General features: G+C 46.6%; 14 protein-coding genes. 5 read left to right on the top strand and 9 right to left on the bottom strand.

Annotated features, from left to right (window positions below; translation table 11 throughout):
• Together ABIO93_RS28775 and ABIO93_RS28770 are read left to right on the top strand one after the other, a co-directional pair.
• Window positions 1-267, top strand: a complete 267-nt coding sequence (locus ABIO93_RS28775; protein WP_348073471.1) for a phosphopantetheine-binding protein — start codon at window positions 1-3, stop codon at window positions 265-267.
• Entirely contained in the window at window positions 267-1,466 is a 1,200-nt protein-coding gene (locus ABIO93_RS28770) for a beta-ketoacyl-[acyl-carrier-protein] synthase family protein (protein WP_348073470.1), read from the top strand. Before ABIO93_RS28775 ends, ABIO93_RS28770 begins: the two co-directional genes overlap by 1 nt.
• On the opposite strand, the gene scpA is transcribed toward ABIO93_RS28770, so the two are convergent.
• Together scpA and ABIO93_RS28760 are read right to left on the bottom strand one after the other, a co-directional pair.
• Complete coding sequence (gene scpA, locus ABIO93_RS28765) at window positions 1,463-3,598, bottom strand: methylmalonyl-CoA mutase (protein WP_348073469.1); 2,136 nt, start codon at window positions 3,596-3,598, stop codon at window positions 1,463-1,465. The two genes, ABIO93_RS28770 and scpA, sit on opposite strands and share 4 nt — an antisense overlap.
• Window positions 3,595-4,992, bottom strand: a complete 1,398-nt coding sequence (locus ABIO93_RS28760) for a methylmalonyl-CoA mutase family protein (protein ID WP_348073468.1) — start codon at window positions 4,990-4,992, stop codon at window positions 3,595-3,597. The genes scpA and ABIO93_RS28760 overlap by 4 nt, the downstream gene beginning before the upstream one ends.
• Before the next feature lie 256 nt (window positions 4,993-5,248).
• Between ABIO93_RS28760 and dnaA the strand changes: the two genes are divergently transcribed.
• Entirely contained in the window at window positions 5,249-6,676 is a 1,428-nt protein-coding gene (gene dnaA, locus ABIO93_RS28755) for a chromosomal replication initiator protein DnaA (protein ID WP_348073467.1), read from the top strand.
• A gap of 53 nt (window positions 6,677-6,729) precedes the next feature.
• Window positions 6,730-7,767 carry a hypothetical protein gene (locus ABIO93_RS28750; RefSeq protein WP_348073466.1) on the top strand — a complete coding sequence of 346 codons (1,038 nt, stop codon included), beginning with the start codon at window positions 6,730-6,732 and terminating at the stop codon, window positions 7,765-7,767.
• On the opposite strand, the gene ABIO93_RS28745 is transcribed toward ABIO93_RS28750, so the two are convergent.
• Both ABIO93_RS28745 and ABIO93_RS28740 read right to left on the bottom strand, forming a co-directional pair.
• A complete protein-coding gene (locus ABIO93_RS28745; protein ID WP_348073465.1) occupies window positions 7,696-8,499 on the bottom strand; it encodes a DUF3108 domain-containing protein in 804 nt (267 codons plus the stop codon). The two genes, ABIO93_RS28750 and ABIO93_RS28745, sit on opposite strands and share 72 nt — an antisense overlap.
• Window positions 8,500-8,509: 10 nt before the next feature.
• Window positions 8,510-9,562 (bottom strand): aminopeptidase, encoded by a 1,053-nt coding sequence (locus ABIO93_RS28740; protein ID WP_348073464.1) that lies wholly within the window; start codon window positions 9,560-9,562, stop codon window positions 8,510-8,512.
• Between the two features lie 342 nt (window positions 9,563-9,904).
• On the opposite strand from ABIO93_RS28740, the gene recA reads away from it, so the two are divergent.
• The gene (gene recA / locus ABIO93_RS28735) at window positions 9,905-10,972 is read left to right on the top strand and encodes a recombinase RecA (protein WP_348073463.1); all 1,068 of its coding nucleotides are present in this window, start codon (window positions 9,905-9,907) and stop codon (window positions 10,970-10,972) included.
• A gap of 71 nt (window positions 10,973-11,043) precedes the next feature.
• On the opposite strand, the gene ABIO93_RS28730 is transcribed toward recA, so the two are convergent.
• From ABIO93_RS28730 to ABIO93_RS28710, 5 genes are all read right to left on the bottom strand, one after another.
• On the bottom strand, window positions 11,044-12,579 hold the full coding sequence (locus ABIO93_RS28730) for a magnesium chelatase (RefSeq protein ID WP_348073462.1): 1,536 nt from the start codon (window positions 12,577-12,579) through the stop codon (window positions 11,044-11,046).
• A gap of 15 nt (window positions 12,580-12,594) precedes the next feature.
• Window positions 12,595-14,166, bottom strand: a complete 1,572-nt coding sequence (rny, locus tag ABIO93_RS28725; protein WP_348073461.1) for a ribonuclease Y — start codon at window positions 14,164-14,166, stop codon at window positions 12,595-12,597.
• Window positions 14,167-14,286: 120 nt separating this feature from the next.
• A complete protein-coding gene (zapA, locus tag ABIO93_RS28720) occupies window positions 14,287-14,598 on the bottom strand; it encodes a cell division protein ZapA (protein WP_348073460.1) in 312 nt (103 codons plus the stop codon).
• Window positions 14,595-14,939: a hypothetical protein gene (locus ABIO93_RS28715; RefSeq protein WP_348073459.1), complete on the bottom strand. Its 345-nt coding sequence runs from the start codon at window positions 14,937-14,939 to the stop codon at window positions 14,595-14,597. Before ABIO93_RS28715 ends, zapA begins: the two co-directional genes overlap by 4 nt.
• Window positions 14,940-14,951: 12 nt before the next feature.
• The coding region (locus ABIO93_RS28710) for a hypothetical protein (RefSeq protein WP_348073501.1) at window positions 14,952-15,090 on the bottom strand (139 nt) is incomplete at its 5' end.

Here is a 15,090-nt window from a genome sequence, read left to right as displayed (position 1 = left end):
ATGGACATAGAAAGTTTGAAGCCCATCTTGAAAGGGCAGATTGTGCAGTATCTGAATTTATTGGATATCAACCCTGCCGACATCAAGGACGACGAACCTTTGTTTGGAGGCGATCTGGGCCTGGATTCCATCGATTCCCTTGAACTTGTCGTTCTGCTTGAAAGAGAGTATGGCATCAAAATAACCAATCCGGCGGAAGGAAGAAAAATCTTGGTGGATGTCAATCATATGGCCCAATACATTTTGGCCAATACCAAACCTGCCTGATGATGAAACGGGTGCTGGTGACTGGAATGGGCATTATTTCTGCGATTGGTGAAAATCTTTCTGAAAATCATGAAAGCTTGCGCAGTGCCCGTTCGGGGATTTCCAAAGCTACCCATTTTAAATCTCACTATGCTGGTCTGCTGCCATTTGGTGAAATCAATGTGGATAATGAGCGCTTGAAGCAGTCGCTGGGACTGGCATATAGGAGCGGCTACACCAGGACCTGTCTTCTGGCCGACAAAGCATTTTCCGAAGCGATCAACGATGCAGGACTATCCCGGGCCGAGCTTTCAGCTTTTGACACTGCATTGATATCGGCCAGCACAGTAGGGGGAATGTGTCTCACAGACCAGCTTTACGAGGATGCGAACCTGAAATCTAACGGTTCAGAGTACCTGAATGCATATAGCTGCTCGGCACACACCATGAAGCTGACCAGGCGATACCAGATCAGGGGATTTACTGATACGATCAACACGGCCTGTTCTTCTTCTGCCAATGCGATTATGCTCGGCGCGCGTTTGATTCGATCCGGAAGAGCCAAAAGGGTAATCGTGGGAGGAGTGGATAGCCTGGCCAAATACACCGTCAACGGTTTTAACGCGCTTAAAATACTTTCTGAAAATCCCTGTAAACCCTTCGATGTGGATCGTGACGGGCTTAACTTGGGTGAGGCCGGAGCCTATCTTGTTTTGGAATCGGAGGAAGTCGCCTCAGGAAAAAAAGTATATGCAGCAGTGGCTGGCTATGGCAATTCAAATGATGCCCACCACCCTTCTGCCATGTCCGATGATGCAGTGGGCGCTATTCGCAGCATGCGGGAGGCGGTCGAGGCTGCGGGCATTTCCTATGATCAGATTGACTACGTGAATGCGCATGGCACGGGAACGCAGAACAATGATGAGGTTGAATTATACGGCCTTAATAAGCTGTTTGGACAGATTCCGCCATTCAGCTCCACCAAATCTTATACCGGGCACACATTGGGAGCTGCGGGTGCGGTGGAGGCTATTTTTAGCATTTTGAGCATTCATCACGCCGAATTGTTTCCCAGTTTGCATGTCGAAACGCCAATCCCCACTTATCAAACCAGCCCCATTGCGGTATATACCAAAAAGGAAAAAGTTAATTACGTGCTTTCCAATTCTTTCGGCTTCGGAGGAAACTGTACTTCGTTGGTTTTTGCTGGTATGAACTAACCTGCCATTAATTCCTTCAAGATCTTTTGGGCTGCGACGGAAATGATCGTTCCGGGCCCAAAAATGCCTTTCACGCCTGCATCGTAGAGAAACTGATAATCCTGGGCAGGGATTACCCCGCCCGCTATGACCATAATGTCTTCCCTGCCAATGCTTTTGAGCTCAGCAATCAGCTCTGGGATCAGTGTTTTATGGCCCGCAGCCAGACTGGATGCGCCGACAACGTGCACATCGTTTTCAGCCGCCTGCCGCGCAACTTCCTGCGGCGTTTGGAACAGCGGACCAATGTCGACATCAAAACCCAAGTCTGCAAAGCTGGTCGCAATGACTTTCGCGCCGCGATCGTGACCATCCTGGCCCATTTTGGCAACCAATATCCTCGGCCGGCGACCTTCCGCCTGAGCAAACTGATCTGAAATCTGCAAGGCGAGACGGAAGTTTTCATCATCCGATGCTTCGGACTGGTACACGCCCGAAACAGAGCGGATGGTGGATTTATAACGCCCAAACTGCTTTTCCATAGCATCAGAAATTTCTCCTAAAGTAGCCCTTTTACGTGCCGCATCAATGGCCAGGGCCAGCAAATTAGTGCTCATATCCTTTCCGCCCGCCCGCTTACAAGCATCGGTAATGGCCTGCAACGACTCATTTACCTGCTCAGCATTGCGGGTTTTTCTGATGTTTTCCAACTGGGAGATCTGGGCCTGACGAACGGCATGGTTATCGATTTGGAGAATATCGAGCTCTTCTTTATTTTCTGTTTTAAAACGGTTTACACCCACCACCACATCCTTACCCGAGTCGATCCTGGCCTGTTTTCTGGCCGCAGCTTCCTCGATTCGCATTTTAGGCAGACCCGTTTCAATGGCTTTGGTCATGCCGCCCAGGTGCTCGACCTCTTCGATGAGCTGCCAGGCTTTTTCTGCCAGTTCATTGGTGAGATACTCGACATAATAGGAGCCGCCCCAGGGATCAACAGCCTGGCAGAGATCTGTTTCATATTGGATAAAAAGCTGTGTATTACGGGCAATGCGTGCTGAAAAATCGGTAGGTAATGCGATGGCTTCATCAAGTGAATTGGTGTGCAGTGACTGGGTGTGGCCCATTACAGCGGCCATGGCTTCAATGGTCGTGCGCGCTACATTGTTATAAGGATCCTGCTCGGTGAGGCTGTATCCGCTGGTCTGACAATGCGTTCTTAACGCCAGCGACTTTTCATTTTTAGGTGCAAATTGATGCACGATTTTGGCCCATAACAGCCTACCAGCACGCATTTTGGCAATTTCCATGAAGTGGTTCATCCCTATGCCCCAAAAAAATGAAAGCCTGGGAGCAAAATCATCAATTGCAATGTCTGCATCCAGCCCGGTACGAATGTATTCAAGGCCGTCGGCCAGCGTGTAGGCCAACTCGATGTGCGCCGGGGCGCCTGCTTCGTGCATATGATAGCCGCTGATGCTGATCGAGTTGAACTTGGGCATATAGCGGGATGCATAGGCAAAAATATCTCCGACGATGCGCATGGAAGGCCCGGGCGGATAAATATAGGTATTGCGCACCATGAACTCTTTGAGGATATCATTCTGGATCGTGCCCGAAAGCAGCTCAGAACTAATGCCTTGTTCCTCGGCAGCGACGATAAAAAACGCCATGATGGGCAGCACTGCGCCATTCATGGTCATCGACACTGAGATTTGATCCAAAGGAATGGCATCAAAAAGCATTTTCATGTCTTCCACCGAATCGATGGCCACACCTGCCTTTCCTACATCGCCGGTTACCCGGGGATGATCTGAATCATAACCACGGTGGGTGGCCAGGTCAAATGCGACAGAAAGCCCTTTTTGCCCGGCTGCCAGGTTTCTTTTATAAAATGCATTCGAATCTGCCGCCGTCGAAAATCCGGCATACTGCCGAATGGTCCAGGGGCGGTCCAGGTACATGCTCGCATACGGCCCGCGCAGGAATGGAGCCGCACCGGCACCGAATGATAGATGCTGAAAATCTGCTATATCCTCCGCCGAATAGGTCGGCTTGACCCTAATGCCTTCCGAGGTTACAATTGACTTTTCGCTGGCAGTAACCTGCTCAACCTGGTCTGGTATTGGGATATGTTTGAAATCAGGCTTCATTTTTTAGTCAGACTATGTTGGTGAAAATAATCTGACAAAGAAGATCTGTCATTTAGAATTGTAAAAGGTTGTGTAGTATTAGTATCTAGGTGTACAGTGTTGTTTTGAGCAGTTTCGCCAGGCTCGGTAAAACGATTTACACCCACCATCACCTGATCATGATTCAATGCATTCACTTTCTGCTCCAATGATTTTTTTAATTCAATTTGAATCAAACCATTTTCAAAACATTTGATCAAACCTCCTTTTTCTTCCATATCCAAAAATAATTTCCAGGCAGCATCCGCCAGTTTGCACGACATGTCTTCAAGCATATAGGAGCCCGCGGCCGGATCGGCCACAACGCCCAACGCGCTTTCATAGGAGAGAACAGAGGATACATTTCGGGCAATCCGCTCAGAAAAATCAGTGTGCACGCTGCGATGCTGATCGAAGGCCTGCACGGTTAGCGCATTGCATCCACCGATCACAGCGCTCATGGCCTCTGAGCACGCCCGGATCATATTGGTATGGGGCGAGCTGCCGCAGTGGTAGAAAGAGGAGGTACGAGCCCGCAAAAAGGGGGCGCAAAGCGCATCAGGCAGCCCGTAGGCGCGTGAGATGTTTCGCAGCAGGTATCGGAATGCCCTCAGTTTGGCAATTTCGGTCAGGTACTGGGTCCCTACTGAAACGGAAAAGAGAATCCTGTTGAATGCCAGTAGTGGTGCCACGCCATTGTTGGTAAGCAAATCCATATATGTTACCGTGGCTGCGATCCCGTAGGCCAGTTCTTGCACCGGGCTGGCCCCCTGATCATGGTATAAATGGGTCTGGACCATATACGGGCGGAACTCGCGCATATTTTTGGTGTGGTGCAAAAGCTCCGAAATAGCATTGATGGATTCATCAAAGGGTTTGGCCGTCCGCATCCACTCGGCGACCGGATCAAAAGCCACACCGCCTTTGAGATAATACCCGGCATGCCGGGAAATTTCAGAAAACAGCTGACCGCTATTTTGACCGGTTTGAAAAAATACCGGCGTGTCGCTCAGTCGCAGGCTATGAAGCAGTTTAGGGAATTCGCAGCGGTTCAGCTCGGTATCTCTCAGGTTCAAAACAATGGCATCGGCCCCATTGGCCAGCGCATTTTTAATGTTAGCATTGGTTTTGCGCGGATCCGTGAAGGTAACCTCGGGCATGTTGATCCATCCCGGCGTCTTTTTCTGGCATCGCTGCATGGCTGCCATTTTTTCAAGCTCTGTTTGCTGGCTGGTAACATAGGGCTCAAAGCTGAGCTCATCAGCAATCGCCCAGGGGGGCAGCTCATGCAGTCTGCCTTTCAGTTCCTTTTGAGCCAGTTTTTCCCAGGCGTCTTTGCTTGAAGGTCCGAATTCTGAAAATAAACTACCTGGCATTTTGTAGGAAAAATCGTCGTGAGTACCAAAAATGTGGGTTAACAAAGCTACAAATTACATATCATTTTTTTATTCATGCATGTGAATGTGGCCCAGGCGTTAGCACGGCGGGTTTATGAAATAGATTTATTTACAGGCTTGGAGATGGAAGGCATTGGTATTAAATTGAACCTTAGTTTAATCTGGAGAGATCAGGTATTTTTATATCTTTGCCGTCCTTTTAAAATTTGACATTCTGAATACGGTAGATTATACATTGGAACGAGTAAGCACATATAGAGAAGTCGACCAGATCTGGGATGCCTGCCTGAGAGTGATCCAGCAGCACATTCCTGATGAGAGCTTTAAGACTTGGTTTGAACCTATAAGGCCTTTGAAAATCTATGGGAAAGTGCTTACCATTCAGGTTCCAAGTCAGTTTTTCTACGAATGGCTGGAAGATAATTATGTGAACCTGCTCAGAAAGGCGCTGGATTATGCAATCGGGCGGGATGGCTTATTGGAATATTCCATCATTGTAGATACGGGCAATGATAAGCACCAGCCGCTTACCATGAATGTGTCTACCCAGAAATCCCCTAATTATTCGCGGCCCGATAATTTTGCTACCGATCCTCGGATGGGTTCCAATCATAAGGACAAGGACCAGGACTCGATGAACCTGGATACCTATCTGAACCCCAATTATTCTTTTGACAATTTCATTGAAGGTGACTGCAACCGACTTGCACGCTCAGCCGGGTTTGCGGTAGCACAGCGTCCCGGACTGACTTCATTTAATCCGCTGATGATGTATGGCGGGGTAGGGTTGGGCAAGACCCACCTGGTGCAGGCGATCGGTAATTATATCATGAACCACTTCGATAACAAGCTGGTGCTCTACGTTTCCTCCGAAAAATTCACGAACCAGTTTATCAACTCCATTAAAAACAATACCCTTCAGGACTTCACAGATTTTTACATGAAAGTCGACGTACTCGCTATCGATGACGTTCAGTTTCTGTCGGGAAAGGAAAAAACACAGGATACATTCTTCCATATTTTTAATCACCTGCACCAGCTCGGAAAGCAGATCATCATGACCAGTGACCGCCCGCCCAGGGAGCTGCAAGGCTTACAGGACAGGCTGTTATCCCGTTTTAAGTGGGGGCTGACTGCTGACCTTCAGACGCCGGATTTTGAAACGCGTATCGCTATTCTTCAGAAAAAAATCCAGGCCGAGGGAATCTCCATTGACTATGATGTGATCGAATACATTGCCCACAGTGTCAATTCCAACGTGCGTGAGCTGGAAGGTGTGATTGTGTCTCTGATGGCCCAGGCCTCGCTGACCAGACGTGAAATCGATGTAGAACTTGCTAAAAACACTTTGCGCAACATTGTGACCAATGAGGATAAGGAAGTCACCATCGATACCATTCAGGAGACCGTTGCGGACTACTTTCAGGTGACCATTGCGGATCTGAAAAGTAAGAGTCGCAAGAAGGAAGTGGTCTATCCGCGCCAGCTCGCGATGTTTTTGGCCAAAGAGTACACGGACCTTCCATTGAAATCGATCGGGTATCACTTTGGCGGGCGCGACCACAGTACCGTGATCCACTCCATTCAGAGCATTAACTTGCTGATGGATGAAACACCGGACGTCGAAGAAACTCTTCAGAAACTTCGCAGTTACTTTAAATAGAATCAGCGTCTAAGGAATAAGCCTCATCATTCACTGACTTATTCCGACTTCTTTTGACGCCCATTCTGCTAGACCGCACAAAAATAAATGATGCCCGCTGGGATCAGCTCATCAGCTCCTCAAAGCAATGTGTCCTTTACGCCCATACCTTTTACCTGGACATTGTTTGCGGCGGATGGCAAGCGTTAGTCTGGCCTGATCAATCTAGTTATCAGATTGTAATGCCGTTACCGGTGCGTATCAAATGGGGAAAGAGCATTGTTTTTCAGCCTCTTTTTTGTCAGTACCTTGGCCTTTTTTCAATGGATTCACTCACTGAGGCCGATTTTCTTGCCTTTACGCGATCCTTGTCCAATCATTTTTCCTACATCAGTTGCTACCATTTCAATCCCGAAAATTTCAATACTTTATCGAAGATTAAAGATCAGCTAGCCGAATTTACATTCGTGACGTATCACACGCATTGGTTAAGCCTTGACAAACCTTACCGGCAGATTGGTGCAAGTTACTCTGCGGATCGCAGGGTTAATGTCAGTCGAAGCAAAAAAGAAGGCTGGGCTTTTGAACTCAGTATTGAGGTAGAAACACTCATTGAGCTATTCGAAGCAAATCATTCTGAGCTGATAGCGGGAGGGGTCAATCAAAATGCTTACGGGATGCTGAAAAAACTCTTTGTTGCGGCCGAATCGACAGGTATAGCAGAACTTTGGTATGCAAAGAAAGAAAATGTGATTCATTCGGGCATACTGCTGGTCAGGTATGCAGGAAGGGTTATTTATTTGTTTAATGCCTCAGATCCGGTCGGCAGAAAGGGTAATGCACGAAGCGGGATGCTTGACATGTATTTTTTGCAACACGCGGGGGAGGCCTTTATTTTTGACTTTGAAAGCCCGGAAGTTGATCAGATCTCTGGTTTTTACAAAAGCTTTGGAAGTCAGGCAATCCCTTATCTCAAAGTCAGCAAAAACCGGTTATGGTTTCCATTCAGGCAAATCCAGCATTGGAGAGTGAGCTATTTTTTAAAACCAAACCAGGTCTTTGCGCAGGCCCTTATAAGATTTAAGGTCCATTTCAAGCGAGCCGATTTTTAACTCTACTTCGGCTTTGAGCGGTATTTTATTGGAATCATCAGAGACCCAAAGCCGCATCGCACCTTCATCTTTGAAAAATTTATTGTCAGGAATCAGCGGGTTGAGTCTAAGAACTTTGGTTTTGCCAAACTTGGTTTTAATCACATCTCTGCCCACATACCTAACCCTCAATTTGTAAACCTGACCATCAAAAAAGGTGGGTACCTCTATAATTTCACCCTCTGTTACCTTTTCAAAATTGATGGTGCGCAGAAAAAAGTAGCCGCTGATGATGTCGTGGATGTTATTGGGCACATTGAAAGTTTTGGTTTCATCCTTGATGCTCGAAACCGCCTGGTCTTTGCTGTGATTGAAGAAAATCTTTTCTTCCTTACGGTATTTGTTTTCCTGTATCTGCCGCTCAAACATATGCGGCAGTATAGCGGTCGTGTCAATGTAGGAGCGCCAGGTATCGCGAACGCGCGAAATCAGATCGAATGCGCCCACAGTCCTGCCTGTTACATTAACCCGGAAACAGGGCCTGTTGTTGATCATGGAAACGTTTTTGCCAACCTCTACCTTCGCCTCAGCGGCATTAATAAATCCATAATGAACCCGGTATTCCACTCGCTCACCGGTGCAAAAGCTTTTGTTGGGAACGACTCTGTTCTGTTCCGATTTTTCCTCGTACTGTTTGAAAGAAAATAAGATCAATAATGCGCAAACGGATGCTAATATGTACGATATCTTCATACTCGTGTAATTAAAGAGAGGGGTATTTCTGTTTTAAATAGGCTAAATAGTTCTTAAAATTTCCTTGAAACTTATTCTGAAACTCCTCCCGAAACGTATTCTGCTTTGATTTATAAGTCTGGTAACTGATAAAGTATGCATTGTTGGGAAGGTTACCCGCTTGCCACCGGCTCGCCGCCTGGCGGTTTTTGTTTGTTAACGTTCGATTACCTGCCAGAAGTGTATCCGCGTCGCTAAGTATATGCATGATCAGACTGTTTTTGAGCGAGTCTTTTCTGGCGTTGGGTGAAAGATCCTTACCAAAGGTCTTATAAAGACTGTCCAACCGGCCTATACCCCTAAGCATGTGCCCCGAATAGGCATCATTGAATTTTTTGGAATATTCGTATGTACGTAATTCGGGGGAATCCAGACCATACTTGTATTTCAAAAAACGGATCGCACCTTGATCGCCGACAAAGCTGGCCAGATTTTCGTTGAGTTCCAGGTTACTTTTCACAAAAAGCGTACCATGTGTCAGCTCGTGCAGGATCAGATTGGCCAGGCTGCCCACTTTTCGTCTCAGCATACTCGACAGGATCGGATCTTTCAGGTACCCCAAAGTAGACCACGCAGATACCTCGCCAATGTCGGTGTCAAAGCCCTGGCTGATCATGGTTTTTTCTTCCGAAACGGCGCGTGTGGAGTCAAAAAAGCCTTTGTAAGGAAAGCTGCCGATCACAGGGAAATTCCATTTATAGGCGTTGATCTTATAGCGGTCCGAAGCTGTAATTAGCCAGATCAGAGGCTTACCATGCTGATTATAGAAGGTCGTGTAGTTTTCAGAAGGTTTCAGACCCAGCGAATCAACACCAAATTGCTTGATTTCAGCAATCAGCCTGATCGTTGCCTTTGCGGAGTCGGGTATGGCAGGATCTTTGAGTACGTCCTCCACATCCTGGACATTCATTAATATTCCGATCTGCCCCGATGCCTGCATCCAGCCGTAGCTGAGCAGATCTTTGTAATAAATTCCTAGTAGTATAAGTATGACCAGAATGGCCAGCAATATTTTTTTTAACACTGAAACTTCAATTAAAAAATGAATGGGGATCAGATTGTACAACAATCGTTTCCTGCACAAAATTATACAAAAACGACAGTATTTATCCACTGGTCAAAGAGCGCAAATTCCGGTTGCTAACTAGTTTAACTCGGTGGGTAATTATTTTGTTTCTCCTTAAAAATAATTACCGGTATTAGTGGTTTTTTCTAATCAGAAATTACATTTTATTAAGAAAAAGGGGCTTGGAATTTTGAGCAAAATTCGGTATTTTTACATCTCAGAAAAGACCAGTCATCGAGCGGTTTTTGTGACGCAAAGACCGCTTTTTTATGTACAAACTAAATTTTTGTCACTTTTTTTATGGCACAAGCAACCACTGATAAAGACAACAAACTAAAAGCGTTACAGACCACGCTGGAAAAGCTTGACAAAGCTTATGGAAAAGGCACAGTAATGCGCCTTAGCGACAGCAAGGTTTTAGATATTCCCGTTATTTCAACAGGTTCACTCGGGCTCGACCTCGCCCTTGGCGTAGGTGGCGTGCCACGCGGTCGGGTGGTGGAAATATATGGACCGGAATCATCCGGTAAAACTACATTATCCATGCATTGCATTGCCGAAGCTCAGAAAAAGGGCGGCCTGGCAGCATTCATTGATGCGGAACATGCATTTGACCGCTCTTATGCCGAGAAGCTAGGCATTGATACCAGCAATCTTCTGATTTCGCAGCCAGATAATGGAGAGCAGGCGCTGGAAATCGCCGAGCATCTGATCAGCAGCGGCGCAGTGGACATTATCGTGATCGACTCGGTGGCAGCATTGGTTCCCCGCGCTGAATTGGAAGGCGAAATGGGAGAAAGCAAAATGGGTTTGCAGGCGCGTTTGATGTCGCAGGCACTGCGCAAGCTGACGGGCGTGATCAACAAGACGGGATGCTGCTGTATTTTCATCAACCAGCTGCGTGAAAAGATCGGTGTAATGTTTGGTAACCCGGAAACCACTACCGGTGGTAATGCATTGAAATATTATGCTTCTGTTCGTTTAGATATCCGTCGTGTTGGGCAGATTAAGGAAAGCGCGGATCAGATTCTTGGTAATCGTACACGTGTTAAAGTAGTAAAAAACAAAGTAGCGCCGCCTTTCAAGGTAGTGGAGTTTGATATCATGTATGGCGAGGGAATTTCCAAAGTAGGGGAGATCATTGACCTGGGTGTTGAACTGGAAATTATCAAGAAAGCTGGTTCCTGGTTTAGCTATGATGGAAATCGTTTGGGTCAGGGCCGTGATGCGGTGAAAGCCCTGCTGAAAGATAACCCTGAATTAATGGACGAATTGGAAGCCAAAGTACGCGGGAAAGTAAACAATGAACCGGATGCACTGATTGATACCAGCGAGCCTAACGTTGTCGACGAAGGCGCTCCGTTATAATTTGAGAATCTACACTGATGTATAATAAAAATGCCCTGTTTCTAGCAGGGCATTTTTATTGGCATATCATTTTAAAAAGGCTTTCTGTCATCATCGTCCTCGTCGAAATCATAATCTTCATCGCCCGGGCCAGAGAACATACTGCTAACCAGGTCCTGGAATTTCATGCCCTGGTCGAGGGATTGTTTTCCGATCAATGAAAACTCTGCCATGCCGTGCAGGGCAAATTCCATCATGAAAAGCTTTTCCTCCGCAGTCGAGTAGGCACTAAGCATATCGACAAAATCGTCAAGCCCGTCAATGGTTTTCAGGCGCGCCATATATTCGCGGTCTGTCATATCACCCGGCATTTCCATTTCATTGCCGGCCCCAAACCATTCGATTACCTTCGCATATGGATTGATCTTGCTTTTCTTGCTTTTCTCAGGATCCGGGAAAAAGCTCAGGAACTGGGTACGGATCGCTTTTCCGATCAGGTTTTGCGCCACGATCACTGGTCCTTCCACTTCTCCTTCGTAGACCAGCTCCACCTTTCCGCAAATCGCCGAAACAACGCCGTAAAGATCCGAAATGCGTACACTGGTGCGGGTTTCTGCATTAATCAGCGCTCGTCTTTCGGCTGTACTCAAAAGGCCTTCATAGGCGGAAATCGTAAGACGTGCCGAAACACCGCTTTTACTATCCACATATTCGCTTTCCCGCGCCTCAAAAGCAATTTGTTCAATGAGCGTTTTAGCCAGCTCGAAGACCGATACCAGCTCTTTTTGCCCGGGTTTGACGACCGCTTCCTGCTCGGTAATTTTTTTACCTGTTTCAATGGTCTTGGGATAGTGGGTAACAATCTGGCTTTCGATACGGTCTTTCAAAGGCGTAACGATACTGCCGCGATTGGTATAATCCTCCGGGTTGGCCGTAAACACAAATTGAATGTCTAGTGGTAAACGCAGCTTAAAACCACGGATCTGGATATCGCCTTCCTGCAAAATATTGAATAATGCCACCTGGATACGCGCCTGCAAATCAGGCAGCTCATTGATAACAAAGATGCCGCGATGGGAGCGGGGTATCAGTCCAAAATGGATGACACGTTCATCAGAGTAAGGCAACTTCAAGCTCGCCGCCTTAATTGGATCCACATCGCCGATCAAGTCTGCCACCGATACGTCGGGCGTTGCCAGCTTTTCAGTGTAACGCTCATCACGGTGCAGCCAGGCAATTTCAGTATGATCACCGTGATCAGCGACCACATCTTTTGCGAATCTGGAAAGAGGCTGCAACGGATCGTCGTGCAGCTCTGAATGCTTAATGTAGGGAATGTACTCGTCGAGCAGGTTGACCATCATCCGCGCAATGCGGGTTTTGGCCTGGCCACGTAATCCAAGGAAATTAATGTTATGCATCGAGAGGATCGCCCGCTCAACATCAGGTATGACGGTTTCTTCGTAACCCCATATTCCTGGAAAAACATTTTCTTTACTCCTAATTTTGGTAATCAGGTTATCTCTTAACTCCTGTTTGATGGAACGCGGCTGATAACCTGCTTTTTTCAGTTCACCAAGCGTATGGATACCCAATCGTTGTGAACTGCTAAGCTGTAAGTAAGTCATGTATTTGAAGCTAGGTTAACGCGCATACGCCACTGAGCGCATTTCACGGATCACTGTAATTTTAATTTGCCCGGGATACTGCATTTCTTTTTCAATTTTCTGAGAAATATCAAAGGAAAGCATTCCCGCTTTTTCGTCCGAAACATTATCGGCGTCAATGATCACCCTTAATTCACGGCCTGCCTGTATCGCATAGCATTTTTCAACGCCATCAAAAGACAAAGCCATGGCTTCCAGATCGCGCAGACGCTGAATGTAAGATTCCATCATTTCACGGCGTGCGCCCGGACGTGAGCCCGAAATCGCATCACAGACCTGAATGATCGGAGAAAGAATGCTCGTCATTTCGATCTCATCATGGTGAGCGCCGATGGCATTGCATACCTCGGGATTTTCCTTGTATTTCTTGGCAAGCTCCATTCCCAGGATAGCATGCGGCAGGTCGGATTCTTCCGGCCAAACTTTACCAATATCGTGTAGCAATCCTGCTCTTTTCGCAAGTTTCGTATTTAGGCCCAGTTCGGATGCCATGGTAGCACAAAGTTTAGCGACCTCACGGGAGTGTTGCAACAGATTCTGGCCGTAAGATGAACGGAAACGCATGCGGCCGATCATTTTAACAAGCTCCGGGTGCAAGCCGTGGATACCCATGTCAATGACAGTCCTTTCGCCAATTTCGACGATCTCGTCATCAATATTCTTACGGGTTTTCGCCACCACTTCTTCAATTCTTGCGGGGTGGATCCTTCCATCCTGAACCAGGCGGTGCAGCGAAAGTCTGGCAATCTCCCTGCGTACGGGATCAAAACCTGAGATAACGATCGCTTCCGGGGTATCATCGACAATGATCTCAACACCTGTGGCAGCTTCCAATGCGCGAATGTTCCTGCCTTCACGACCGATGATTTTTCCTTTGATATCGTCGTTTTCAATGTTGAATACCGACACGCAGTTTTCAATGGCATGTTCAGCCGCAGTACGCTGGATAGTCTCGATAACGATTTTTTTCGCTTCTTTGGTTGCTGTGAGGCGAGCCTCTTCCATGGCGCTCTTCACGTAGGATCCGGCCCTTGTATCGGCTTCTGCTTTCAGGGCGTCAACGAGTTGGTCGCGCGCCTGGTCTGCTGTAAGATTAGCGATTTTTTCCAGCTGGGTTACCTGCTGCTGCAATGATTTTTCAGCTTCCTCGCGGCGTTTTGAGGCGAGCTCTACCTGTTGGTTCAGGTTGGTTTTGAGTGTTTCAAGCTCATTTTCACGGCGCTTATTCTGTTCGATGGTTTGATTCAGGGTCTGCTCGCGTTGTTTGAGCTTTTGCTCGTTGGTTTGAAGAATGACACGTTTTTTATTGGCATCGTCTTCAAATTCTGATTTCAGACGGAGATATTTTTCTTTAGCTTCTAGTATACGGTCTTTTTTGATGTTTTCAGCAGCACTTTCGGCATTACGGAGAATTTCAGCAGCACGTTCCTGAGCTTCCTTTTCCTTTTGGTCGAATGACCTCTGAAAAATGTATTTACCTGCAAAAATACCGACGCCAATGGCAATGATATCGGACAGGACGATGATGAAAATTAAAGAATTTGACATTTCAATTATGGTTATATATAGTTGGTTTTACCGACTATCCCGCGTTAAAATGCCGAAAATGAAGAATTGAAAGTTATTTAGAAGATTCCGTATAAATTAAAGGTTAGGGGTGTAGATTGCTCAGCTTTCAATAGCGCTGGTAATTGTCTCGTCCAGCTTTTCCACTCTGCTTTTAAAAGCCATCACCAAGTTGTCCATTTGCTGCTGATTCCGTTGCAATGCCACCAGGCATTCAATGGAGGTAAGCGCAATCGCTTCGATGTCACCGTATACTTTTCCTTTTAATTTATGCTGCTGCACGCGTTGCATGAACACCTCATACCCATCCCTGTAGAATTTCTCCTGATCTGCCGGAACACTCAGTTTGAAACCCCTGTCCAGCAGTTTTATAAAGACAGAAACGTCCGGATTGGGTATGCTATTTTTTTTCATAAGGTATCTTCAAGCAATTCAATGCACTTATCGATCTCTTGTATATATCTTTCAACTGAGTCTTTCAGTTCGGCTATTCCGCTCGTTGGTGTCAGTTTACTAGTGACAATTTTAGCGAAACTTTTAGACTTATTAAAGTCTTTTTCCAAAGTAGTGTATTTTTTCTTTATTTCTTTCGCTTCTTCCTTGAGTTTGGTATTTGACAACCGGAGCTCGGTATTTTCACGTTGCAGCTCTGTAACTGACCAACTTAATTTTTCTTTTGCATTGATCAGTATCTCAAGTTTTTTCTCAAGATCAGCTAACTTAAGCTCAATGATTCGCGCTGTGCTTCTTTCCATTTGCTGACTTGCCTACTTTCTGATTAACGCTTCAAATTCCCTTTCATAAGCGGTGATCAGTCGTTGCATTGACTTGTCTATGACCTTGTCGGTCAGTGTTTGCTGATCGTCCTGTAACACAAAACTGATGGAGTAGGACTTCTTGCCTTGC

The organism is Dyadobacter sp. (genome assembly GCF_039919315.1).
Lineage (GTDB): Bacteria > Bacteroidota > Bacteroidia > Cytophagales > Spirosomataceae > Dyadobacter.
The sequence above is the reverse complement of the archived record's forward strand: the minus strand, read 5'-3'. Positions and strand labels throughout refer to the sequence as shown.

Coding starts and splice junctions, on each gene's coding strand:
- recA (WP_348073463.1), top strand. CDS start 9,905: ATGGCACAAGCAACCACTGATAAAGACAACAAACTAAAAGCGTTACAG.
- ABIO93_RS28760 (WP_348073468.1), bottom strand. CDS start 4,992: ATGCCAGGTAGTTTATTTTCAGAATTCGGACCTTCAAGCAAAGACGCC.
- zapA (WP_348073460.1), bottom strand. CDS start 14,598: ATGAAAAAAAATAGCATACCCAATCCGGACGTTTCTGTCTTTATAAAA.
- ABIO93_RS28775 (WP_348073471.1), top strand. CDS start 1: ATGGACATAGAAAGTTTGAAGCCCATCTTGAAAGGGCAGATTGTGCAG.
- ABIO93_RS28730 (WP_348073462.1), bottom strand. CDS start 12,579: ATGACTTACTTACAGCTTAGCAGTTCACAACGATTGGGTATCCATACG.
- ABIO93_RS28770 (WP_348073470.1), top strand. CDS start 267: ATGATGAAACGGGTGCTGGTGACTGGAATGGGCATTATTTCTGCGATT.
- scpA (WP_348073469.1), bottom strand. CDS start 3,598: ATGAAGCCTGATTTCAAACATATCCCAATACCAGACCAGGTTGAGCAG.
- ABIO93_RS28745 (WP_348073465.1), bottom strand. CDS start 8,499: ATGAAGATATCGTACATATTAGCATCCGTTTGCGCATTATTGATCTTA.
- ABIO93_RS28715 (WP_348073459.1), bottom strand. CDS start 14,939: ATGGAAAGAAGCACAGCGCGAATCATTGAGCTTAAGTTAGCTGATCTT.
- rny (WP_348073461.1), bottom strand. CDS start 14,166: ATGTCAAATTCTTTAATTTTCATCATCGTCCTGTCCGATATCATTGCC.